Origin of the sequence: Mycolicibacterium tokaiense (assembly GCF_010725885.1) — a bacterium.
Taxonomy (GTDB): Bacteria; Actinomycetota; Actinomycetes; order Mycobacteriales; family Mycobacteriaceae; genus Mycobacterium; species Mycobacterium tokaiense.
The window spans coordinates 977,149-1,000,955 of sequence record NZ_AP022600.1; the positions used below are offsets into that span (position 1 = coordinate 977,149).

The 23,807-nt window shown below is 63.2% G+C and carries 23 protein-coding genes; 14 read left to right on the top strand and 9 right to left on the bottom strand.

From position 1 onward, the window contains the following. Positions 1 to 44: 44 nt before the first annotated feature. On the bottom strand, positions 45 to 368 hold the full coding sequence (locus tag G6N58_RS04660; RefSeq protein ID WP_174904647.1) for a hypothetical protein: 324 nt from the start codon (positions 366 to 368) through the stop codon (positions 45 to 47). A gap of 390 nt (positions 369 to 758) precedes the next feature. Beyond that, complete coding sequence (locus G6N58_RS30535) at positions 759 to 1,061, bottom strand: hypothetical protein (protein WP_174904646.1); 303 nt, start codon at positions 1,059 to 1,061, stop codon at positions 759 to 761. Positions 1,062 to 1,721: 660 nt separating this feature from the next. On the opposite strand from G6N58_RS30535, the gene G6N58_RS04670 reads away from it, so the two are divergent. Continuing rightward, positions 1,722 to 1,952, top strand: a complete 231-nt coding sequence (locus G6N58_RS04670) for a hypothetical protein (protein ID WP_115279547.1) — start codon at positions 1,722 to 1,724, stop codon at positions 1,950 to 1,952. Positions 1,953 to 2,345: 393 nt separating this feature from the next. After that, entirely contained in the window at positions 2,346 to 2,708 is a 363-nt protein-coding gene (locus G6N58_RS04675) for a hypothetical protein (RefSeq protein ID WP_115279546.1), read from the top strand. Positions 2,709 to 2,804: 96 nt separating this feature from the next. On the opposite strand, the gene G6N58_RS04680 is transcribed toward G6N58_RS04675, so the two are convergent. The 4 genes from G6N58_RS04680 to G6N58_RS04695 all read right to left on the bottom strand — a co-directional run bounded on the left by G6N58_RS04680 (position 2,805) and on the right by G6N58_RS04695 (position 6,004). After that, positions 2,805 to 3,461, bottom strand: coding sequence for a L,D-transpeptidase family protein (locus tag G6N58_RS04680; protein ID WP_115279545.1), 657 nt, complete (start codon positions 3,459 to 3,461; stop codon positions 2,805 to 2,807). 459 nt (positions 3,462 to 3,920) lie between these two features. Further along, positions 3,921 to 4,256, bottom strand: a complete 336-nt coding sequence (locus G6N58_RS04685) for a hypothetical protein (protein ID WP_115279544.1) — start codon at positions 4,254 to 4,256, stop codon at positions 3,921 to 3,923. Positions 4,257 to 4,265: 9 nt separating this feature from the next. Next, on the bottom strand, positions 4,266 to 5,768 hold the full coding sequence (locus G6N58_RS04690) for a putative alpha/beta hydrolase (RefSeq protein WP_115279543.1): 1,503 nt from the start codon (positions 5,766 to 5,768) through the stop codon (positions 4,266 to 4,268). Further along, positions 5,747 to 6,004, bottom strand: coding sequence for a DUF2563 family protein (locus G6N58_RS04695; RefSeq protein WP_435406197.1), 258 nt, complete (start codon positions 6,002 to 6,004; stop codon positions 5,747 to 5,749). The genes G6N58_RS04690 and G6N58_RS04695 overlap by 22 nt, the downstream gene beginning before the upstream one ends. A gap of 245 nt (positions 6,005 to 6,249) precedes the next feature. Between G6N58_RS04695 and G6N58_RS04700 the strand changes: the two genes are divergently transcribed. After that, a complete protein-coding gene (locus G6N58_RS04700; protein ID WP_147289359.1) occupies positions 6,250 to 6,816 on the top strand; it encodes a hypothetical protein in 567 nt (188 codons plus the stop codon). Between the two features lie 218 nt (positions 6,817 to 7,034). Here the strand turns inward: G6N58_RS04700 and G6N58_RS04705 are convergent, their stop codons facing one another. Next, on the bottom strand, positions 7,035 to 7,205 hold the full coding sequence (locus tag G6N58_RS04705; protein WP_163907910.1) for a hypothetical protein: 171 nt from the start codon (positions 7,203 to 7,205) through the stop codon (positions 7,035 to 7,037). Between the two features lie 1,433 nt (positions 7,206 to 8,638). On the opposite strand from G6N58_RS04705, the gene G6N58_RS04710 reads away from it, so the two are divergent. The 4 genes from G6N58_RS04710 to G6N58_RS04725 all read left to right on the top strand — a co-directional run bounded on the left by G6N58_RS04710 (position 8,639) and on the right by G6N58_RS04725 (position 13,907). Beyond that, positions 8,639 to 9,202, top strand: a complete 564-nt coding sequence (locus G6N58_RS04710; RefSeq protein WP_163907912.1) for a hypothetical protein — start codon at positions 8,639 to 8,641, stop codon at positions 9,200 to 9,202. Positions 9,203 to 9,339: 137 nt separating this feature from the next. After that, positions 9,340 to 11,436: a DUF5631 domain-containing protein gene (locus G6N58_RS04715; RefSeq protein WP_163907914.1), complete on the top strand. Its 2,097-nt coding sequence runs from the start codon at positions 9,340 to 9,342 to the stop codon at positions 11,434 to 11,436. Further along, positions 11,433 to 12,389, top strand: a complete 957-nt coding sequence (locus tag G6N58_RS04720; RefSeq protein WP_115279538.1) for a hypothetical protein — start codon at positions 11,433 to 11,435, stop codon at positions 12,387 to 12,389. The genes G6N58_RS04715 and G6N58_RS04720 overlap by 4 nt, the downstream gene beginning before the upstream one ends. A 24-nt stretch (positions 12,390 to 12,413) precedes the next feature. After that, positions 12,414 to 13,907 (top strand): bifunctional phosphatase PAP2/diacylglycerol kinase family protein, encoded by a 1,494-nt coding sequence (locus tag G6N58_RS04725; RefSeq protein ID WP_115279537.1) that lies wholly within the window; start codon positions 12,414 to 12,416, stop codon positions 13,905 to 13,907. On the opposite strand, the gene G6N58_RS04730 is transcribed toward G6N58_RS04725, so the two are convergent. After that, positions 13,858 to 14,466 (bottom strand): phosphatase PAP2 family protein, encoded by a 609-nt coding sequence (locus G6N58_RS04730; protein WP_115281815.1) that lies wholly within the window; start codon positions 14,464 to 14,466, stop codon positions 13,858 to 13,860. The genes G6N58_RS04725 and G6N58_RS04730 overlap by 50 nt on opposite strands. A gap of 135 nt (positions 14,467 to 14,601) precedes the next feature. Here G6N58_RS04730 and G6N58_RS04735 point away from each other — a divergent pair, with 135 nt between their 5' ends. Further along, positions 14,602 to 16,209, top strand: a complete 1,608-nt coding sequence (locus G6N58_RS04735; protein ID WP_147289356.1) for a hypothetical protein — start codon at positions 14,602 to 14,604, stop codon at positions 16,207 to 16,209. A 10-nt stretch (positions 16,210 to 16,219) separates the two neighbouring features. Here G6N58_RS04735 and G6N58_RS04740 read toward each other — a convergent pair whose 3' ends face one another. Beyond that, positions 16,220 to 17,638, bottom strand: a complete 1,419-nt coding sequence (locus G6N58_RS04740) for a 2-hydroxycarboxylate transporter family protein (protein ID WP_232067732.1) — start codon at positions 17,636 to 17,638, stop codon at positions 16,220 to 16,222. Positions 17,639 to 17,780: 142 nt separating this feature from the next. On the opposite strand from G6N58_RS04740, the gene G6N58_RS04745 reads away from it, so the two are divergent. From G6N58_RS04745 to cysD, 6 genes are all read left to right on the top strand, one after another. Next, positions 17,781 to 19,007, top strand: a complete 1,227-nt coding sequence (locus G6N58_RS04745; protein WP_115279534.1) for a CaiB/BaiF CoA transferase family protein — start codon at positions 17,781 to 17,783, stop codon at positions 19,005 to 19,007. Positions 19,008 to 19,075: 68 nt separating this feature from the next. Beyond that, a complete protein-coding gene (locus G6N58_RS04750; protein ID WP_232067733.1) occupies positions 19,076 to 19,951 on the top strand; it encodes a hydroxymethylglutaryl-CoA lyase-like TIM-barrel protein in 876 nt (291 codons plus the stop codon). Then, positions 19,905 to 20,597, top strand: coding sequence for a GntR family transcriptional regulator (locus G6N58_RS04755; RefSeq protein ID WP_232067734.1), 693 nt, complete (start codon positions 19,905 to 19,907; stop codon positions 20,595 to 20,597). Before G6N58_RS04750 ends, G6N58_RS04755 begins: the two co-directional genes overlap by 47 nt. A 31-nt stretch (positions 20,598 to 20,628) precedes the next feature. After that, complete coding sequence (locus G6N58_RS04760; RefSeq protein ID WP_115279531.1) at positions 20,629 to 21,993, top strand: sulfatase family protein; 1,365 nt, start codon at positions 20,629 to 20,631, stop codon at positions 21,991 to 21,993. A gap of 65 nt (positions 21,994 to 22,058) precedes the next feature. After that, a complete protein-coding gene (stf0, locus tag G6N58_RS04765; RefSeq protein ID WP_068918811.1) occupies positions 22,059 to 22,862 on the top strand; it encodes a trehalose 2-sulfotransferase in 804 nt (267 codons plus the stop codon). Between the two features lie 10 nt (positions 22,863 to 22,872). After that, on the top strand, positions 22,873 to 23,784 hold the full coding sequence (gene cysD / locus G6N58_RS04770; RefSeq protein ID WP_115279530.1) for a sulfate adenylyltransferase subunit CysD: 912 nt from the start codon (positions 22,873 to 22,875) through the stop codon (positions 23,782 to 23,784). Positions 23,785 to 23,807: the final 23 nt, after the last annotated feature.

Genomic DNA, 23,807 nt, shown 5'->3' on the forward strand with positions numbered 1-23,807 from the left:
CCCGCCGGGGAGGGCGGGGCGCTTCGGTTCGGGAGCCCGTGGGGTCAGCGGACGTTGACGTAGACGGTCTTGGTGTTCACCGGGGCGAACTGGTTGTCGGAGTTGGGCGCGTAGCCACCCTCGGCGCGGTTGTTGGAGTTGGTGTGGCTGAAGGTGGGGCCAACACCTGTGGAGACGACGCTGGCTTCACTGAGCGGGGCGGTCGAGAGGCGGTTGACGATCACCTTGTAGCCCTGGTCCTGCAGCGAGCTGATGGTGTCCTGGGCGTTGCCGGCACCGGTCGGGGCGGCCATGGCCGGGGCGGCCAGGCCCAGGAACGCGGCTGTGGCGGCGGTGGCGATGGTGGTGGCGAATCCGAACTTGGTCATGATCTCTGCTTCTCTCTGAATAGGTTTTGTGGTGTTCGGATCGGGGCGGGAGGGGTTTCTCGTTCCGGTCTGATGGCTGTAACCACGCAGCTCAGGGCAGCATTTCCCGTTGGCAGGGAATGCGCGAAGGGTGGCAGAAAGTACTCGCCCAGGCTGCGGTCCGCGCGGGGCACCAAGTATCGATGTGCCCGTCTCTGAGCGACTATTGAGCGACAGCCCACGGCGCGCGGCTGAAGCCAGCGCATGGTGCTCACCAAGGTGGCATCGTGGATCGCAACGCATCCCGCGGTCGGGCTGCCGTCACTGCTATGGATGAAGAACGCACTGCCCTTGCCCGGGTCGTTTGCATGAATTCTACGCAAAGCTCTTGACGTGACCGTCCATCACTCATCAGGCCCAATCTGGGGGTAAACCCTCGCCAGGGTTGGATCGAGCGCAGAAGGCGAAGTCCGGCAAGGGATCACTAGCCGCCTTGAAAATGGCTCGGGACATGCCAACCGAATCGTCTGCGGCCGAGATGGCTGCGGCCACCACCTGCCAGCCGACGTCTATGCGCTGGTTAACATTCAACTTGCCGCCCGCGCCACCCGTACCAACCACCGAAATCACCTGTGCCGCAGAGTCAACAGAATTTGCGAAGCGGGGCGTCAACTCCGCGGCCGTGGGCACGTGCGTTGCTTCGAAGATCATCACACAGGCAGCAGCAACCAAAACGTGGCAAAGTCGTTGCGTCTGCCCAACGTTGGATTACGCCAGCCAAGGGTCATGTCATGGTTATGACATAACTTGGAGCCACGGCCGGACCTGCGTGTACGCGGCGGACGCACAACTGCGCGAAGGAGGGCGGCCGGGGCGGCGGTTACTGACAGACGCCGCCGTAGACACAACCTTATTGAGGTAGTTGGCCCATAAATTTTCGATTCCGGCGGAAACGAGCGCAGACTCCTAAACAGATTCAACGTCACGCGAATCTGTGGACGATGTGTCGATTCCGGTCCGAGTAATCACCGGTTATACGATTCCAAATTGACCGGATCACCATACGGAAACCCCCTGGGTCGTCCTTTGCAGCAGCCGCCGGGCCCTCCGCCGAGAACGGCGAAGGCAACGAAAGGATTGTTAGTTGCCGCATGCGCGACTTCCCTACTTGCGCTCACGGTGGGCGTTGCTTCCTGGCTCAAGCCGAATACTGACGCTTCCTCTACCGGGCACTTTCAAACATCGCCCTCGTACAGCGCCAATGAGATAAGCAGCGCCCAAGAAGCTATGTGAGATTCTGACGAAAAAGCACTGCGCGCGGTCAACGGCACCTTTGGAAGCCAGAATGTTGATGATCCGACTCTTGCGCTCGCTATGTCTATCGATACCCGATTTGCCTTTGAGATGGCATCTGAATACTTTTTGGACCAGCTTGAGCGCCACCCCGCGACGCCCCCGGATCTCGCGAATAGCTTCCGAAAGCTCGCCGATGGCTACACCGAGATGCTCTTCCTACAACTTGCACGCGCGCGGCAGGTAGAACTCGAAGAAGTTTATAGAACCACGGATGCTTTGGATGCCGAAATTGATAAAACCTACAGCTAGGGATTGCTTTCCGTTCGATAGCTTAAATTTCAGAACTGCGACTCGATTTGCGTAGAGACGCGACGAGGCCCCTCGGCGGTCCAAATTTCGATTCGGCATTCGGAAGCACAGTGGTTCGATCCCTCGCGACCGATTCTGGCGATGGAGACCCCGTTGATCGCGAGTGCAGTAGGCGATTGGAGCCGCAGAAATCAAGGCTACTATCGGGACATGACCGGCTTGTCACACGGAGGTATGCCCGCGGGACCATGGCCCCCGCATCAATCCTCGCACTCCGCACATTCCCGCGGTCCCATCCTCCTCGGCATCGCCGTCGGGTTAGTCGGTATAGCGGTGGCGATAGCGTCGTGGCTTCGCCCAATTGAAAGCGCGCATCGGGCCGCAGCAGGGCCAGTGGTCGAGCAGTACTCAGAACAAGAAGAAGCAATCGCCACGGAGGCGGTCTGCAACTCCCACGCCCTTATCGATCGAGCGACCAGCAACGCGGCCGGCCGTTCGAGCAATGATCCTGCGATCGGCGGCCTCATCTCACTCAACGTCCGAATAGGTTCCGTCGTAAGCTCCAACCTGATTGTCGAAACGGCGCAGAAATTCCCCGCCACGCCTGCTGCTCTACGCGATGCGGCGCGAAATCTGGCAATTGCATTCAATACCGTCACTTTGCTTCAGGTGGCGGAGGCGCCCGACCGCGAGCTGAAACAAGCCTACGAGAGTCTCGATGCCGCGAACACCGCGCTCCAAGGGGAGTGCAGTTAGCTTGAGGGCAATGGGGGGTCGAAGCAGGTCAGAACTCGCAGAAGGTGCTTCCGCGCCGCGCAGGCTGGCGCGCCAGGCCACCTCGGTTCTGAGCGACTATTGAGCGACAGCCACAACGGCCCCCGGCTGAAGCCAGCGCATGAGGCTCACCAAGGTGGCGTCATCGATGGAAACGCACCCAGCGGTCGCGCTGCCGTCACCGCTGTGAATGAAGAACGCACTGCCCTTACCCGGCACGCGCTGCTTGTTCACACCCATCACGACAGCGTGCGCGTACTCCGGAATCTGCAGGTTCTCGGTGCCGCCGGACAGACTGAAGGGGCATTGGTCCCGGGGGCAGACCTGCATGGTGTTGTACGTCGGACTGTTCACGTCGCCATCCCACCAGTGATCGGGGCCGACTTGGACGTATGGCAGCCCGCCGCCGGGGTTGGATTCGGTGCCGAAGGCAAAGTCAAGCGAGTAGACGCCCTGCGGGGTCATCTGCGAGCCCTCAAAGTGGTTTGGCGACATGCCCTTTGAGCCGATCTTGGCGGGGATCGCCGCCGCCACCGCTTGCCAGCCGGCGCCCGTGCGCTGGTAGACATCCATCTTCGCGTCCGAGCCGCCGGTGCCGACCACCGAAATGACTTGTGCCGCAGAGCCTACCGAGTTGGCGAACCACGGTGTCAACGCCGCTGCCGCGGGCGTGAGCGTAGCGCTGAGGATCATCACACACGCAGCAGCAACCACCACGCGGAGGAGTCGGCGCATCTATCCATCGTTGGCGCACGTCGGTCGAGGGTCAAGTAAAGGTTGAGACACGATTTGGCATCTCAGCCAGAGCTGCAGTTAGTCGGCGGACCCACTATCGCCGGCAGGGGGACGGTCCGGGCGGCGATTGCGGGCAGACGCTGCATAGACCCGGCCATTGATTTTGAGGTGGTTGGTCCAGTAGACGGCGATGCCAATAAGAACCAGCGCCGAAGCCCCCGCGACGAACAGCGCACCTGGGATGTTTGGCAGCTGGGACGCGAAACCGAACACGACGACCAAGGCGCAGCAGAGCCAATAAGTCCGCCGTTGAATCGAATCCGGGGATAGCCTGGCCGATCTCCAGAGCGGAGTGCTTCCGCCGATCGCGCTTACCATCAGCGCAAGGACAGCCGGCCAGACGAGTGGGTCGGCGCTCACCATGGAAACGCAGCCTCAGGCACGGGCCCGAAGGACGCCTCACTCACTGTCATCACCAAGCGCAGGCGGGCGATCGGGGCGGCGGTCAGAGGGGAACGCCGCGAGTATGCGTCCTCTTATCTTGATGTGACTGGTCCAGTTGAAGGCAATGGCGATCAGTGCCAAAGCGCTCCCGAGCCCGAAGAACAACCCCGAACGAATGTCGGGCCACTGGGACAGAAAAAAGAGCACCACGGCGAGCGCAGCGCCGGACCAGTACACACGACGTTGGATCGAATCTGGCGATAGAGCAGCGGATTTCCACGGCGGATAGAAACCCCCGACCGTGCCCAGGGCCATCGCGACGACGCCAAGCCAGAACAGCACGTAGGACATGTGTTGTCGTCAGCCTCCGCTAGTGGGTCGAGGTGTGTCGAAGGCGCTGCCAATCTTGCCGCCGACGTAATCACCCGCTTCGCTTGAGGCGTAAGCGATCACTCCAACCGCGATTGCCGCGGTCACAGGGTTTGTGAATGAGCCAGCGAGTAGAAGCCCACCCGCGGTACCGCCTGCGCCGACGACAAAGCTCCCAAGCGCGCCGCCTAGCTCCTCGTTCCTGTGGGGGTTCTGGGGATCGTTCACATAATCCCAACCGGCGAGTCCCAGCCCTAGGACGTCTCCAACCGCGCCCGCCTTCCGAGTAATGCTTTTGAGCACCTCGGCGTCACTGGCCGATAGCAAGTCCACCGGCAGTGCGTGCTTGCCTTGAGGTATTCCCTCCGCGTATGCCCGTGCAGACGCGATGCCCGGGTTGGCCGCATCCATCACGTCCGAGAGCACCTGCGTAGCGCCTTCGCCGGACATTCCCGCCGCAGTCAGCGCCTGGTACGCCTCGCGCGTTGTGGTCACCCGGGCGAGAGATTCACCCTGGTTCATGAGTTGGGTTGCTGCGTCACGGTCCATGGGCGGGAAGCCCAGAGACCCCTGCTCAAGTTGCCGTTGGAGTTCAAGCCGTGCCTGCGCCCGGGTACGGGCATCCCCGCCCAACAATGGATCGCGTGGCAGCGGGCCTGCGAAGTTTGCCATCCGGAAATCATCGAGGCGCTGTTGGGCAAGTTCGCGCTGTTCCGGTGACACCGGAGCGTCTGGCGGTGCCGTCGCGGTTGCGAAATCATTCAGTCGCGCCAAGGCATCCGCCTTCTCGAGCGTCCACGTGCCAGGACTGTTCACCAACGCTTCATCTTTGGCACGCTGATTGGTGTCGTAGTGCTCCGGGGCAGTCCGGCCGCGTTCTTCGGGGCTGACTACGCCGTCACCGTCGACATCCTCAATTCCGGCAGGGTCGTAGCCGTAATTTTTCCGCAGGTCGAAGGCCGTGGCCTCGAGCTTGTCGGTGTACTGGTCGCGGATGCGTTCAACCTCAACACATGCCGCACCGGTCAGTTCCCTCGCTTCGTCGAGGAGATCGGACCATTCTTCGTCGTCGGCGATCCTCTGGCCCACCCAACTGTCCAGTAGCGCCAACTGACCATTGAGTTCTGCGAGCTTTGCGCCTGATTGCTTCTCCGCCTCGGCGAGATCCGCGGCGATGTTTTGCAGGTCCACGGCAATCAGCGGTAATTGATCCTTCTGCACAAACAGTTGCGTCGTGGCGCGCTCAACCTCCTCGGAGTCTGCGATGGGGTGGACACCCCCTTCCCCATTCCAGGACTCCCCGAACCGCTGCTTGGCCTGAACCCACTCAGCCCATGTCTCCTCGGTGCAGCCGCCCGCATTCTGGAACGCGGACGCCAACTGCGCGATCTCCCCTGGGTCCCCGCTCTGCAGCGTTTCATCTATCTGCCAAGGGTTACCGCATTGCAGCAGGTCTGCAATCGCAATGTGCGTCAGGCTTGGGTAATCGGCCACGCCACCGCTCGCAACGCCTCCGCGTTGCGCTCCTCCATATCGACAAATGCGGACGCAGCGACATGCCCCTTGTCGCCCAAGACTCCGAGTCTGCGCTCGTGGTTCCGAAGCCGCGTCACATGCTGACCGTGCGCGTCGGACATGATCAGCTCGAAGTCGCCGGCAGCCGCGAACCCGCCGAAGATTCCAGATGAGACAGACCGCCGACCTAGTGCTTGCGCACCCTCGTCGGCCAAGCCAGCCGCGGTGTACGAGCGGTTAGCACCGGTGCGCATAGTCTCGACGTCGACTTCCACAATGCCCCCTGACAGCGAAGTTAGCTTTGACACTACTGGCGCCTTGGCACCCGTCAATTCACCAAATCGCGAGCGATTGCACGTTCAACTCAGGTCAGGGCCGCAACGTCACGTATAGCGACCGCGGCGCATACGAACGTCTATGAGTGAATTGCTGCTCAGGCCGACGGCTATAGCATCTCTGCATGACCGACTCACCGTATGGGGTTACGCCAAACGGCTCGTGGCATCCGTCGCCCCGCCCACCGTCACCGCAGCGAAATTTGCTCCCTGTAGTTGTGGTTTCGCTTGTGGTCGGGCTAGCTGCTATGGCTTTCGCCGTTGCCGGTTGGTTCCGCCCCTCCGATAGTCAATCGGCTGGAGAGTTGGACGCTGAGCCCGCATACAGCAGTTCCGACACCGACACCGACACCGACACCGACGGCGCGATCGCAGCAGTTTGCAACGCATACGATCTCGTCGACAAAGCAACTATGGTTGCCGGGGGAGAGACGAGTGACGATCCCGGAGTGGACTTCACGATTGCCGTTAACATCCGCACAACGGCAAGTCTAGGTGCTGCTTTTTACTTTCGCGTACTGAAAGAAAATCCTGCGACTCCGCAGACGCTGGCGGATCCCGTTCGCCAACTCGCATCGACTTACCAGGAACTGGTCCTACTCCAAACTGGACAGGCACCCAAGGAGCAACTCGACACCCGCTACGACCAAATCAACAAATTGGACGGACAAATAGTTCAGGTTTGCCGGTAACGGACCCCGTAAAAGCGCGCAGTCACAGGCGTTGATGAAGCATCGCGGCTGGCCGCCGCACCAATAGGACGGACGCTGCGGCACCGTCTATATACGTCAACTCGGGATGCATCAGACTGGCCATCTCGTAAGCAGACAGGCTTCCGCGGCATACCGTCGCGCCTTAGAAGGTTGGGGGCTCAGTTGATGACCCTGGTTAGCATTTAGCACGACCACTCTCAATAGATGCGCGTCAGAAGCACGATGGCTTCAAACTCTTCGATGCAGGCCCAGACGGGTAGTCCGTTGGCCTGCTGGCCATGCGCCAATGGAACCTTGGCATAGAACAAGGCAATGGGTGAATAGCGGGCCCTGGCATCGGCGATACCATCGACACGTGACTGGGTCACCCTACGGAGTCAATTCCGAGGCACACTGGCAGCAACCGCGCCTCGACACTTCAGTGCCCGGACCTCCCTCAAGTCAGAAGCCCAACCGCACCCTTGGGATTGCCGCGGTCACGCTTGCCGCGGTGGCGCTCGTCGTATCCGTCGGGTCTTGGTTCTTGCCTGCCCGTTTCGACGACTCCGCGGCCCGGGACACCCCGGCGGTTCAGTACTCGGCAGAGCAGCAGTCCAAAGCCACCGCGGCGGTCTGCGAGGCCCGCTTGCTCGTGAACGAGGCCGGAGACGTGTCGGGCGGTAAGACGAGCGACGACCCTGACATGCGGTTCACCATAGCAATGTCGCGGGCACCTTGAGTGGGGACTATTTGGCCACAGTCTTAGAACAGAACCCCGCAACACCCGTGGATCTCGCTTCTAGCGCGCAGAAGCTCATAGCCGCGTACAGCAAGATCACGCTTCTGCAACTTGCAGACGCCGGCCAGGAGCGGTTGGAACCGATATACGAAGAATTGGACAGCGCTGACGCAGAAGTTGCACAGGAATGTGAGTGATGGCGGCGACAAGCGATCCGTGGACCTTCGCGATGATCGGTGCGTAGTGGCCTGGTGAAGGCCCGAAGGGCGCGCCGCCGGTGCAGCGACACAGAGAGAGATGCAGTGCGCAATATGTTCGGCGGATACGAACACGCGCTACACCAGCTTCGGACCACAAACTTGACGCATCGAGAGGGCGCGGCCGCACAAGCCGGCCAACAAGCTTTCCAAAGAGGAGAAGGGCAAGCCGCGGCGGTTCCCAGCCCGTCAGCGAGGCCGAGATCGCGGATTCACCGGATGCGCTTTGCGAAGCGCACGACCTAATTGCCCAGGCCACCCGCACTGCAGCCTCCACAACGAGTGACGATCAAGCTGTGAAGTCGGTGATTGCCAGCAATGTACGCCTCGCTGCCAGCATCTCTTGCAAAAAATTCACGAAACCCCAACGCACTATTGGAGATATCGGGCGCACTTGCCGCTCTGGCCATGACTTACCAACAGACAACGCTGTTGCATTTGGCGGATGCCACGGAGCTGAGCTTGACGCCGCCTACACCACCTTGGACGAAGCAGATGCGAAGGTTTGCAGGCCTGCCAATGAATGGAGGTTCTTCCGGCGAGTGGACAGGTGCTCTCGTGGGCATCCGGCTACCGACTACGGCAACATCCAAGTCGGCCAGGGTTGATCGCGCTGCACAATCAGCAATCAGCCATGCAAGGTTTGCGGGCATTTCGTGGGACACGAGAACCTTCGGGTTGACGATGAGCCTTCGACAAGCCACGCCTCCCGCGGTGCTTCTTACATCAAGCCAACACGCCCGCTACCAACGTCATGACCGAGTGCATCTAGAGCCGGGCCGAAGTAGTGAATGGCGAGATCTCAACTGGGCGATACCATCGAATCATGACTGGCTCACCGTACGGGGTCACGCCAGGAGGGCCATGGGCTCCACCACCTTCCGACGTGCCTGTTGGTTCTCCGCAAAAACCCTCACGGGCAATAGTCCTAGTTGCCCTAGGTGTGGCCCTCGTATCACTGTTGGTGGCGATAGCTTCGTGGGTAAAACCAACAAGTGCCAGCAGTCAATTAAGCACTGAGGCCCCTAGCATTCAGACTTATAGCGATCAAGAAATTCAGCAATCGATCTCAAACATGTGCGCTGCCTACAAGGAAACAGCCACTGCAATCAGCACAGCCGGCTCGGCGCGCAGCGATGATCCAAACGTAAAGTTTACCATTGCCGTAAATGCACGCCTTGCGATTCTTGCAAACGCCAACCTACTTTGGCAAACCCTTTCTGCAAATCCACAACTCCCCCCCGACGTAACTAAAGTATTTTCCGACATGGCAGACGCTTATAGTGGGATATTAATGGGACAACTTTCGGACGTCCCAACTGAATCACTCAGCGAGGTGAACGCGAAGCTCGACGCAGCAGACAAGAAAGCGCTCGAGGTCTGTAAATGAAAGATCTACCTCCTGGCGATTGGTCGGATTTGCTAGTAGGCGCCTGGTGGCCAAGCGCGCAGGCGACACACAACGCGATGGCTTCGTCCTCGAATCGGTCTTCGACTGCAACGGCCTACGAGGACTATGCGTCCCAGTTGACCACCGTAGTTTCGGGAGCGCTGGCCGACCAGGAAGGCGCAACAGCAGACTCGGCCAATGCGAGCTTCAACGCAGGCACACAGCATGCATTGTGGATCGCGGAACATAACATCGCGAAAGCGGACGCCTACAAAGTAGCCGCCGATTCGCTAGAAGGTCTACGGTCCGAGTTGCGAACCGTCGCAGAACTAGGCAACTCCACAATCAAACAAATACAAAGCAATTCTGCCATTGTGGAAAAAGTGTTGCCTATTGCACAAACCGTTTCATTAGCGAATTCCGAAGCTGGGAGGATTTCGGCTATCTGGTCCGCCAAGGTCAGTGCAGCAGCCGAATCTGTACTAGCCTTGACCGGTGATGGTCGATCGCTCGAACAATTCGCCCGAGATAACGGACTCGAATTGACCCAAGGTCACCCTGAAGTAAAGACCGATTCGCTCGAACAGCAGATAATTAATAAGCTTGACTCACTTTCGGAATCATCCTCAATCGGCGGCCCCGAAAAATCAGCGCTTACCGAGCTTGGCAACTTGGGTCCTGACAGTCCGGTGAGTTTCGTCAAGGGGCCCTCACCACTCTTGCAAGATACGGCTACGGCGACCTATCCAACCGAATCGGCCCCGCTGTACAAAAGCACCGACCTGCCAGCCATGGTTAACGCCGTAAACGCGGGAGACATGCCAACGAAAACGATTCCGGCCGGAGTCAACGTAGACCAGGGTGTGACCGCTGGCGTCCCCGGAAGTGTCGGGGGCGGAGGCGGAGGACCGGCCGGACACCCCATGAATGCTCCGATCGCCAGCCCTGGAGGTAGTGCGTCCGGGGGAAACTCAAGCCTTCCCCCCACCACCGGCCTCTCCTCATCCACACCCAGCGCCCCACTCAGCCCCGAATCCCTGGCCGAGAGCTTCAACAGCGGCATGCAGTCCGGTGCGCCGATGTCGGCCGGCGCAGAAGCGCTCTCGCAGGGCATCTCGGAGACCGCTCAGCAGGCCCCGCAGAACCCGACGCCGCCAGCCCCCGTCGCACCCACCGCGCCGTCCGGCGGATTCGCCTACGAAGCGCCACAACACTTCTCCGAGCCAGCTGCGCCGGCGCCGGCACCCACCGAGACCACCCAGCAGCCCATGTACGCCGCGCCTGTGGCCGCCGCTCCGGCAGCGCCCGTCGCACCCATGGCGCCTATGCCCGCAGCCCCGGCGGGCCCGCTGCCAGCCTACGGATCTGATCTTCGACCCACTGCGGCAGCAGCCGCTCCCCCGCCACCTGTCGCCGCGCCAGCTCCATTGTCGGCTCCGACCAGCGCCGCCAGCGGCACCGCGGCAAGCAACCAGCCGGCTGTCGTCCGCCAAGCACCCACTGCGGCAGCACAAACCGGCGTGACACCGGCGGGCATCGCCGAGACTGCGATGGGATCAGCGGCAACCGGTGCCATCGCCGGGGCTGCCGCCCAACAATCCATTGAACAGGCCCGCCTGGATCGACTGCTCGAAGCTGTTGCCCGGCAGGAACCCAAACTCAAGTGGGCCATCGGCGACCGCGAAGACGGCACCACCGTCCTGGTGACCGACCTGGCGTCCGGATGGATCCCACCGCACATCGAGATCCCCAAGGGGGTCGAGCTGCTGCAGCCGCAGAAGCGGCGCGGCGGATTGGAACACCTGCTGGGCGAAACGGTCAATCACTCGATCTGGACACCGGGACACTACCTGCCCAACGCCAAAGACGTTGAGCCCGTTGAGATGACATTCCGGGCGCGCCAGGTCCCCGACATCGAGGAGCTCAACTGGGAGCTCACCCAGGCCACCAACTGGCGCGACGGCCTGCCGAGGCTGGCACACACCCTGACCAAGGCAGGGATCGCGGGCACCGGTGTCCTGGAATCCGAAGCCGACCTGCTGTACGAACACTTGACGGCGGCCCGGGACAAGGTGGTCAGGGCCTACCCCGACAGTGTCGACCCGACTGATGTGGGGAATTGGCAGCTACTAGCTGCTATCAGCGGACTCATCGCCAAGGACAAGACGACCTTGAAGTACCACTTTGCCTGGTTCCAAGCACTCAGCATGGCAACACAAGGGGGATCACGATGACCGACGACAGGCTTGTCGCCAACCCGGAAGCGTACGGAATAGCTGCGCAGACACCGCCACCGCCGGTGATCACACCCGACGCGGTGATTGCAGGCCAGGTTCCGATCGAGATGTTGCTGCAGGCATTGGGTATGGCTGCTAACGCCGGCGACCCGAAAGACAACGCGGAGGCTCAGAAAGGTCACGCTGAGCGTGAAGCGCTGACCGCCGAGGCAGCGCAGAAGTTCCCCGCCCAAGACGAGGCCGCCAAAGGTGAGATGCAGGGCGTCGACCAGATGGGCCAGATGGCCCAGCAGATGCCGCAGATGATCGGCGGTATGGCAGGGGCCATTTCGGGCGCACTGGGCGGAGCGCTGCAGCCGCTGGCCCAGATCCCGCAGCAGCTCGCCCAAACGGGCCAGCAGCTGCTGCAACAGGGCATGGGTGCCATGCAGAAGGCCGGCGGCGAGGTCAGCCCGGAGGACTTCAGCTCCGAAGTCCCCAGCGAGTTCTTCAATAGCGAGCCCGAAACCGGTTCCGGCGGTGGGGGTTCCGCCGGCGGTGGCGGTGGTATGGGCGCCACCACGCCGATGTCGGCGCTGGGTCCGGCGGCCACTCCGACGGGATCCACCGTCCCGACCTCGGGCCGTGCGGGCGTCGTCTCACAAGCTGCCCCGTCGGCGCCGCATGCCAACGGCCCGATGGGCGGTATGGGCGGCGGCTACCCGATGATGCCGCCGGGCGCGATGGGCGGTGCCGGCGGCGCGCAGGACAAGGACGACAAGGCCGCCACCAAGCGGGTCTCGCCGCCCTCGGTCAAGAATGGTGCCCCGGTGCAGGGCCGCATCTCCACCCCGCCGCCCGCGGCGCCCACCGTGTCCAAGAACGTCGAAGGCAAACCGGTGTCCACCCGGCGCATCATCGTCCCGAGCGACAAGCCCGACGCCAAGGCCGAGGACGAGAAGGGCAAGTGAACCCGGCCGATTAGGGTGGGGTAGATGAATCGCTGGCCCTGGCAACAACCTCGCGGCATCCGTCAGATCACGCAAGGCCTCGGCACGCTGGACCGCGAGGTGTTCGAAGCCATCGCGGACTCCCCCACCCCGCTGCTGGACACCCTGATGCCGCCGCTCACCCGCGCGGCCGACCACTCCAAGCTGTGGTTCGCCATCGCCGCCGCGCTGGCCGCATCAGGTCAGAACAAGGCCACCCGCGGGGCGGCTCGCGGAATCGTCACACTGGGCGTCACCAGCCTGTTCACCAACCAACTGGCCAAGCGCATGTGGACACGGCCGCGGCCACTGCGCACCTCGGTGCCGTTGCCTCGGCAGATCCGCCGCTTCCCCACGTCGAACTCGCTGCCCTCGGGCCATTCGGCCAGCGCAGCGGCCTTCGCGGTGGGCGTGGGTCTGGAAAGCCCGCCGCTGGGCTTCGGATTGGCGCTGCTGGCCGGCATGGTCGGGCTGTCGCGGGTCGCCACCGGCGCGCACTACCCCGGTGACGTCATCGCCGGCTTCGGGATCGGTGCCGGCATCGCCGTCATCGGCGGCAAGCTGGTCCCTCCGGTGGTGGAGACCCGGCTGCCGAAAACGGAACCGCTGTATGTCACCACCCTCAACCGGCCCGAAGGCGCCGGTGTGGTGCTCGTCGTCAACCCGGCGTCGGGCAGCGGCACCGGCGCCCGCGTCATCGACGAAGTGAAACAGGAACTGCCGCTGGCAGAGATCGTGGAACTGGGCGAGGACGAAGACCCGGAGCAGGTGCTGCGCGACGCCGCCACCCGCGCGGAAGTGCTGGCCATCGCCGGGGGCGACGGCACCGTGTCGACGGCCGCAGCGATTGCCGTGGAAGCGGACCTGCCGCTGGCTGTGTTCCCTGCGGGCACGTTCAATCACTTCGCCAAGGACATCGGCTGCGACACGGTGGCCCGCACCGTCCACGCCATCCGCCACGGTGAGATCCGGTGCGTGGACCTGGTGCGCATCAACGAGAACCGCATGGTGATCAACACCGCCAGCATCGGCGCCTACCCGCGCTTCGTGCAGACCCGCGAAAAGTACGAGCACCGCATGGGCAAACCGCTGGCAGGCATCTACGCGATGCTGCACACCCTGCGCCACGACACCCCGGTCACCATTCGCTACGACAACAAGACCGTGCAGACGTCGTTGTTCTTCCTGGGCAATTCGGTGTACCTGCCGACGGGCTTTGCCCCCTCGCGCCGCACCCGGATGGACGACGGCCTGCTCGATATCCGCCTGCTCGAGACCGGCAAGCGTTTCGCGCGGACGCGCATCCTGGTGTCGTTGGCGCTCGGCCGGCTTCCTCGCAGCCCGCTGTATCACGAGCTGCAGGTACCGGAGTTCACCTTCGAAGCCGTCGACGGCCCCATCCCGGTGGCGCGCGACGGCGAGGTCAGCGAGGACTTCGAACGGGTGACGTTCACATCGCGGTATCGCGTGCTGCAGGTGTTTCAGCCACGTACCTCGTGAGAGGTAGCGGCTTGATCACCCGGAGCCACAGCACGTACCAGGCGAAACCCAGGGCCCATCCGGCCACGACGTCGGAAGGGTGGTGCACGTTGAGCACCACCCGGCCGACACCGATCAGAACCACCACCACGGCACCGATCACCTTCAGCGGCGTGCGCCACCGCTCCGGCACCATCGGCAACACAATGGTCAGGTACGCCAGCACGCACACCATGACGCCCACCGCATGCCCGGACGGGAACGACGTGCCGTAGGCGTGCACAAACGCCGTGGCGGGCCGGGGGCGATCGGCCAGCTGTTTGGCCACCTCGGTGAGCAGCCCGCAGAGCTCGACGGTCACGATCATGAACACCGCAGCCCGCACGTAGCGGCGGACGAACAGCCAGATGATGAACACGACGCCGGCGATCCGGAACGCCCCCGGGCCCAGGACGGTGCAGAACACGTCCCAGGCGGTCACCCAGGACGGGTAAGTGGCGCCGATCGGGTGCAGTCCGTCCAGGAACCAGGAGTCGACGGCGGCCAGCCAGGCCCAGTCCTGGGTGTAGCCGAGCCACATCGCCACAAAGACCGCCACCGCGGCAATGGCTGCCGCCCCTGTTCGTCGACCCACCCTCACACAGGTATCACAGTATCGCCGTGCCGAATTTGCTCGGAGCCTCTACGATCCCCTTGGTCTACGAAGGGGATGGCAGTGGCGTCTGCAAAATACATGGGTTACCTCGGCGGCGCCGCGGTCGCGGCCGGAGTCGGGGCGGCCATCGCCGTCGCTGGACAGGGCACCGCGTACGCGGACACCGATACGTCCCCGGCGAAGTCCTCGGAGACGGCGAAGTCGGACAAAGCCGAGAAGTCGGACAAGACCGAGACCAAGGACACCGTCACGGCCGTCGACTCCACCGACAAAGACGAAGACCAAGAGGACAAGCCCACGAAGCCGGCCAGGCCGACGTTCGATCCTGCCAAGGCCGTCGCGGATCTGACCAAACAATTCGGCATCGGTAAGCCCATCAAGGCCGAGACCGAGGACAGAGACGCCGACTCAGACGACGAAGTCACCGAAGACGAGGTCACCGACGACGAGGTCACCGACGACGACACCGGCACCGTCGAGGAAGAGACGGACGAGGAGGTCGTCGAGCCCGCCGCGCCCGAAGCCGAGAAGCCGTCGGCTCCCGTCGTGTTCGATCCGCTGGGCGATCTGGCCGACAAGGCCAACGAGGTGGTCGCGTCGCTGACCAAGCCGCTGGCCTCCACCGTCGTCGCCCCGAAAGCCGACACCGACAGCGCGTCCGCCGACCCCGAGCCCGGTCCTGTGCCCTGGAGCTGGAACCCGTTCCGGCCGATGCCTCCGGAACCGGCGCCCAACGACATGCCAGGCGCACTGTGGACCATCGAGCAGCAGGTTATCCAGGCGTTCTCCGGAGTGCCGTTCCTGCAGCCGTTCGTCCGGGAGGGCTACGAAGCGGCCTTCCGCGGCAGCCAGTTCATCCCGTTCGTCAACGCCGTCATCCCGGCCATCAACATCATCGGCCAGCTCCCCAACCTGGCCAGCGGCGATCCCGTGACGTTCAAGACGGCCACCCAGAGCATCATCAACAACCTGATCGTCACGTTCCATCCGGTGTCGGTGCTGTACTACGGGTACGACGAGGTCGCCGACTTCATCAACCTCGAATACGAGGCGCAGGAACTCAAAGAACTGTTCTACTCGACGACCTGGGACATCCTGGATCCCTTTGCGCTGCTGCACAACCGGGGGCAGTCGGGTCTGCCGCTGTCCCCGTCCTCGCCGGGCCAGATCTCGCAGCCCGCGGCAACCGTGAAACTGGCTGCGGCAGTGCGCTCTACGGCAGACGCGTCGGGCAGCGACCCGTTCCGCGCCGACGATCCGGATCCCATCGGTATGCCCGGCGCACTGCTGCAAGTCCGCAACCTGGTGATGTACGCACTGCCGTCGCCGGCGCGGGAGGTTTTTCGCGAGGGCTTCGAACTGGTGTACCGGGCCAGCCAGATCGTTCCGGGCCTGAACATGGTGGTGCCGGTGACTGCAGTCATCCCGGCGGTCATCCAGGCACTGACCGGCGACAAGGCGGGCGCGCAGAAGGCGATCAACCAGCTGATCCTGGTCACCGGCCCGGTGTCGCTGCTGTACTACGGCTATGACCAGATCGCCGATCTGACCAATACCGAGGAAGCAAGCTTCGCCGCCAAGGAGCAGCTCTACATCACCGTGTGGGATACCTTCGACCCCAACTTCTTCCTGCACAACCAGGGCCAGTCGGGGCTGCGCTCGGCCTGAGCGGGCCGGATCAGAGCAAGACCGGCCCCAGCAGGGATAGCGCCAACACCACCAGGCCTCCGCCGATACGCGACGAGATGGACAGGAACGGCAGCAGCTCCAAACGGTTGGCGGCACCGAGCACCGCGAGGTCGCCGCTGGAGCCGAAGTCCGCCAGCCCCAACCCACCCGAGATCGCCGATTCGATGAAGTACAGCTTCACCAGCCAACCGATGAAACCGGCAGCCAAGGCAGCCACGATGACCACGGCGACTGTGGACAGCATGTAGATCGGGTCGCCCAGAAGCGAGATCACAGAACGGAAGTCGATGGCGACGATGCTGACGGCCACCAGAACCGCGGGGATGAAGGCGTTGGCGACCATCCGGTACCACAGGTCCGCAGCGTCGACGATGAAATCGGGGATGGGCAGGAAGATCTTGGCCAGCGCACATCCGATGATGAGGAAAACGTAGCTGTGAATCGACGGGACAAACCCGGCGATGGCGTTGGCTGCCATGAAAAGCACACCAGCCGTAAAGAACCCGGTGATGGTCGCGTTCACGGCCTGAACCGGGGCAATTTTCGGTGATTCAGGGCTACTCAGATCGGTCTTGCTGCTCGCCAGTTCACCGTTGCCGTTGAAGTTGCGGAACAGATTTGTCCGTCTGCGACCCATCCAGGCCAGAAGGCCGGCGATGACGATGCAGACCGTGTTCGCGACCACCACCGCCGGCACCAGCTGGGTCAAATAGTCTTCTGCGGCACCGCCCGAGTTGGTGGCGATCAGCTCGGAGATCGGGATGGCACCCGCAGCGACGCCGCCGCCCAGCACGGGTCCGACAACAAAGAAAAGCATCTTGCCTGCGCCATAACCGGTGATGTATCCGATGAACCCGAAGAGGGAGAAACAGATCGCGATGGTCGCGATGATCGGCAGGATGATCCGCGAACCGGCCTTGATGAGCACCGACCGATTCATGCCGAGGATGCTGCCGACAATCAGTGCGGCAACGATGAATTCGCCGAACTCGGAGAGATCGTAGAATTCCTCGATCGCCGTCGCGGCACCGTCGGGCATCACATCGTACGTATGCAGGATCGCCGGTACGAGGATGGCCAGGATCACCCCGCCGCCGATCTTGCTGAACCCGGGGATGGCGTTGCCGAGCACCATGAGCAGCCCTCCGATCGCCATCGTGATGGCGAAGCCGCTCGTCATACCGGGGGCCGGCGTGAAGACGAACGCGAGGACGACTACCGCCAGAGCGGCCGGTATGAACCATGCCAGCGGCAGTCCCAGCGTTGCGTTCATCTCGGGCTTGCGTTCCGGCCTGGCCTTTTCGGTTCCGGCCTGGCTCTCGCGAGCATGGGTCATGCTGCTCCTTCGAAATCTCTGTGAACTCGACCTGCGGCGGGGTGCCCACGCCGTCGAATCGCCGCCGCCCAACTCTGCGGCATAACCGGCAGGCTATGTGTCGGCGGTCACCCGTGTCAACCAGTTGTATACACAAATACGTTTGTTCTAGGGTTTATCCCGGGCCCAGACGGTTTAGTGCATACAATCGTACGAAGTTGAGGAGATCGCTCAGATGACGCAGCAAATCCAGGACACCCCCGATGCAGGCACTGGTCCGCTGGCCGGCCTTCGGGTCGTGGAAATGGGCCAGCTCATCGCGGGGCCGTTCTGCGGGCAAATTCTGGGTGACCTCGGTGCTGACGTCATCAAACTGGAACAGCCCGGCACCGGGGATCCCATGCGAGTCTGGGGCCGCAGCCTGCCGCAGGGCGAGTCCATGTGGTGGGCGGTGGTCGGCCGGAACAAAAAGTCGGTCACCGTCAACCTGCGCACACCAGAAGGCCAGGCTGTCGCCAAACGACTCATCGCTGAGGCCGACATCGTGGTCGAGAACTTCCGTCCAGGCACGCTTGAACGCTGGGGCATGAGCTACGAGGAGTTGACGGCGCTCAACCCCGGACTGATCCTCACGCGCGTGTCCGGATTCGGACAAACCGGCCCCTACTCGTCGCGAGCGGGCTACGGCGCCATTGGCGAGGCGATGGGCGGGCTGAGGTATGTGGTGGGCGATCCGTCGACTCCGCCATCCCGAGTGGGTATCTCGATCGGCGATACCCTGGCCGCATTGTTCGCTGCCCTCGGCACGCTGGGTGCGGTGTACGAACGCACCCGTAGCGGCCGTGGCCAAGTGGTCGATTCTGCGATCTACGAAGCGGTGCTCGGGATCATGGAATCCATTGTCCCCGAATGGGTCATCTCGAACTATCAGCGCGAGCGCAGCGGAGCCATCTTGCCCAACGTCGCACCGAGCAACGTCTACCCCACCAAGGACGGCGCGTGGATCCTCATCGCCGCCAACCAGGACACGGTGTTTGCACGACTCGCCCAGGCGATGGGCAGGCCAGAACTCAGCAGCGATGAGCGCTACAGCACCCATGGCGCACGCGGCGAGCGGCAGGCTGAACTCGACCAGATCGTCGCCGACTTCACCGCCCAGCACGAATCCAAGGAACTGGAAGAAACTCTGCTGGAGTTCTCGGTCCCGGTCGGCAAGATCTACCGCCCAGCGGACATGCTCGAGGACGAACAGTTCCTGGCCCGGCGCAGCATCATCGAAACCGAGCATCCCGTCCTCGGTTCCCTGCCGATGCAGAACACCTTTCCCCGACTCAGCCGCACCGACGGCAGTGTGCGCTGGCCCGGCCCACGTCTCGGCGAGCACACCGTCGATGTCCTCACCGAGGTGGGTGGCTACACCGCCGAGGACATCAGCACACTCGAGGCCAGCGGGGCCATCTGATGCTCAGTGACCAATTACCGGCTACGGCAAAGGTTGTCGACGTTGGCCTACGCGACGGTCTGCAGGCGGTGGACACGGTGTTGAGCACCGACGACAAGCTGGAGATCCTCGACGGTCTTCTGGCCGCCGGCTTCACCACTGTCGAGATCACCTCATTCGCTCATCCCCGCGTTCTGCCGCAGTTCGCCGATGCCGAACAGGTGATCGCCGGTGCACCGCGGTCACCGGGCGTCACGTACAAGGCCCTTGTCCCCAATCTCAAGGGGGCTTTACGGGCGATCGGCACCACGATCGACGAGATTGTCATGGTGGTTCCCATCGATGCTGAAACCGCGCGCCGCAACCAGAACGCCACCCCCACCGAGTTGCTCGCCGCGCTCGCCGTGACCGTCGAACACGCACATCAGGCCGGCAAGCAAGTGACCGCGGCCATCGCGACCGCCTTCTTCGCTACCTGCCGCGGCCCGGTCGGACTCCACGAACTCGAAGAGGTCGTGAAGCACGTGTCCGACGCAGGCGTCGACGCGCTGTATCTCGCCGGCACCAGTGGCATGGAAACCCCCGTTGAATTCGAGCGCGGCATCACACTGTGCAAGACACTGGTACCGCACCTGCCCGTGGGCGTCCACCTGCACAACCGCAACGGCTTCGGACCCGTCAACGCATTGGCCAGCATCGCCGCCGGCGCCGACTGGCTCGAAGCATCGTTTGGCGGGCTGGGCGGTGACATGTGGTTCCCAGGAGACAATTCCGTCCTGGGGAACGCACCGATGGAAGATGTGATCAACCTGCTGCACAGCATGGGTGTCGGCACGGGCATCAACGTGGATCGATACCTCGATGTGGTGCAGTTCTCCGAGAAGGTGACTGGCATCGGTTCCTATTCGTTCCTGTCCCGTGGCGGTACGCGCGACGACGTGGCTCGTGCACAATGGCCTGACTGAGACACCGGCGGAGAGGTCACCATTGTCCGAGCTGAGCGACGCGATCTTCGATCTCATTGTGCTGGGTACCTACCAGCCGGGCGAAAAACTCAACGAGCTCGAACTCGCCGAACGTTTCGGGGTCAGTAGGACACCCGTGCGTGAAGCACTCCAAACCTTGAGCAGCAGCGGCGTTATCGCCATCGAGCGACACAAAGGCGCACGCGTCGTCGACTACTCCCAGGATTCCATCGAGTCGATGTACTCCGCGCGGTCCATGATGGAGCCATATGCCGCGCGACTGGCGTCCGAGGTCATGGGCGATGGCGACATCGCCGCACTGCGCCGGCTCGCTGAAGACATGTACGCCAAGGTCACCCAGGATCCCAGCATCCCCGAGATCGCAGCGTTGAACAATGCGTTCCACACCTCGATCCTGGCCCACTGCCCGAACTCGCGGGTGGCCGAGATGACCACCAGTATGCTCAAACCGCTCGTGGCCTCCCGAACCTTCCGGGGGTACAGCGACTCCCAACTACTGCGCAGCGCGTTGCACCATCTCGAGATCGTCGACGCGATTGCGCACCATGACCCGGAGTGGGTCGAATCCATCATGCGCGCCCATATCAGAGCCGGATATCACAGCGTCCTGACCGGTACGGTGTGAAACCCGGAACCGCAGCAGGCAAGCTGGAGCGGTGAGCTCCGACGAGAACGTCCTGATCATCCACTGGCATGACCTCGGCAGGCACCTCGGCGCCTACGGACACAGCGACGTCACCAGCCCCAACCTGGATCGCCTGGCCGCAGGGGGCATCCTCTTCACCCGCTCACACGCCACCGCACCGCTGTGCTCACCGTCGCGGGGATCGCTGTTCACTGGACGCTACCCACAGACCAACGGCCTGGTCGGCTTGGCGCACCACGGCTGGGAATACCGCAGCGGCGTGCGCACGCTCCCTCAGATCTTCGGCGAGGAAGGCTGGTACACGGCGCTTTTCGGCATGCAGCACGAGACCAGCTTCCCGGCTCGGCTCGGGTTCGACGAGTTCGACGTGTCCAACTCCTTCTGCGAGTATGTGGTCGAGCGGGCAGTGGCCTGGCTGCGGGACGCGCCTGCACAGAAGTTCGTGCTCACGGCCGGGTTCTTCGAGACCCACCGCCCCTATCCGCACGAGCGCTATACGCCAGCCGACCCCGTCGACGTGCAGCTTCCCGATTACCTGCCGGACACCCCGGAGGTCCGTCAGGATCTCGCTGATTTCTACGGCTCGATCACCACGGCCGACGCCGCCGTCGGCGAGCTGCTGGACACGCTGGACCAGACCGGTCTGGCCGAGAACACCTGGGTGGTGTTCATGACCGACCACGGTCCTGCCCTGCCGCGGGCCAAGTCCACCCTGTACGACGCCGGCACCGGGATCGCGACCATCATCCGGCCGCCGCGGTCACGACAGGTGTCCGGCGCGGTGTACGACGAATTGTTCAGCGGAGTGGATCTGTTGCCGACGCTGCTGGAATTACTCGGATGCGACATTCCCGACGATATCGACGGGGTGTCTCACGCCCGAAATATGTCGAATTCCCAGCACGACACCGCCGCCCGTACTGCCATTTTTTCTACGAAGACCTACCACGATTCTTTCGACCCCATTCGCGCCATTCGCACCAAGGAATACAGCTACATCGAGAACTACGCCCACCGGCCGCTCCTGGATTTGCCATGGGACATCGAGGAGAGTGCGCCAGGTCAACTGGTGGGTCCCGCGGCCACGGCTCCGCGGCCCGAGCGCGAACTCTACGATCTGATCGCCGATCCCACCGAGACACGCAACCTGCTGATCGGCGAGGTCAGTACGGAGCATGAGGCGGTGGCCCGCGAGTTGGCGCTGCAACTCAACGACTGGCGGGTCAAGACCAACGACGTCATCCCATCTGAATTCGCCGGCACCCGGATCGCCGAGCGCTACACCCAGACTTACGCCCGCATCAAAGGCCTCGAACTCCCCAGCCGCTCGGCCATTGCCGAAAAACGAGGCATCACCAGCGTAATACAACAATAGTTTTGTTCACCCAGAACAAAATGGGCTTCGTGCGGTGCAAATGAATTGCCTATAGGCTCTGGCGCATGGCATCGCGCCCTACCGCCTATGTGGTGCTGGCATCCCAGCGCAGTGGCAGCACACTGCTGGTCGAATCGCTGCGGGCCACCGGCATGGCAGGCGAACCGCAGGAGTTCTTCCAGTACCTGCCGGAGACCAGCGCCGCCCCGCAGCCTCGGGAGTGGTTCTCCGACGTGGACGACGAGTCGATTCTGCGCCTGCTGGATCCGCTGATCGAAGGCAAGCCGGATCTGGCCCCCGCCGAGATCTGGCGCGACTACATCCGCACGGTCGGACGCACCCCCAACGGAGTGTGGGGTGGCAAGTTGATGTGGAACCAGACCCCACTGCTGTTGCAGCGGGCCAAGGACCTGCCGGACCGCTCCGGCGACGGACTGCTGGCCGCCATTCGGGACGTGATCGGCAGCGATCCTGTGCTGATCCACGTGCACCGGCCTGACAAGGTGTCCCAGGCGGTGTCCTTCTGGCGGGCGGTGCAGACCCGGGTGTGGCGGGGCCGACCGGATCCGGTTCGCGACGCCCGCGCGGAATATCACGCGGGAGCCATCGCGCACGTGGTGAGCATGCTCAAAGCACAGGACCAAGGTTGGCAGGACTGGTTCGCCGAAGAGAACGTCCACCCCATCGACGTGCCCTATCCGGTGTTGTGGCGCAACCTGACCGAGGTGGTGGGCTCCGTCCTCGAAGCGCTCGGCCTCGATCCCGGCCTGGCACCGGACCCGGTGCTGGAACGCCAGGCCGACCACCGCTCCGACGAGTGGGTGGAGCGCTACCGCGCCGACGCCGAGAGAGAAGGACTGCCAACGTGAGACTGACACTGTGACGGGCGCGATCGACACCACCCACGTCGACGAACTCCGGTTGCTGGAAGCCGAAGCCGTCCACATCATCCGGGAGGTGGTGGCCGAACTGCAGCGCCCGGTGCTGCTGTTCTCTGCCGGCAAGGACTCGATTGTCCTGCTTCGTCTGGCAGAAAAGGCCTTTCGGCCGTCAGCCCTGCCCTTCCCGGTGCTGCACGTCGACACCGGCCACAATTTTCCGGAGGTCATCGAGTTCCGCGATAGCCGGGTCGCGGACCACAAGCTCATCGTCGGCTCGGTACAGGCCACCATCGACAGCGGACGGGTCGCCGACCCCGGGCCCGGCGCCTCGCGGAACCGGCAGCAGACCAGGACATTGCTGGATGCGTTGGAGGAAGGCGGATTCGACGCCGCATTCGGGGGTGCCCGCCGCGACGAGGAGCGTGCCCGCGCCAAGGAGCGCATCCTGAGTTTCCGCGACGAGTTCGGGCAGTGGGACCCCCGCGCACAGCGTCCCGAGCCCTGGTCGCTGTACAACGGCCGCATCAAGAAGGGTGAGCAGGTGCGGGTGTTCCCGCTGTCCAACTGGACCGAGCTGGACATCTGGCGTTACATCGAACTCGAGAACCTGGAACTGCCATCCATCTACTTCGCCCACGAACGCGAGGTCGTGGCGCGCGACGGCATCCTGCTTGCTGTCTCGGACTACGTGCAGCCCAAGGGTGGCGAGCGATCGGCCGTCGAATGGGTGCGCTACCGCACCGTCGGGGACCTCACCATCACCGGCGCTGTCCGATCCCGGGCCACCGACATCGCCGGGGTGATCCGTGAGATCTCCGCTGCCACCGTCTCTGAACGTGGTGAGACCCGCGCCGACGACCGCACCAGCGTCGCCGCGATGGAGGATCGTAAGCGGGAAGGGTACTTCTGAGATGGGCGAGCGAAGCGACGGGG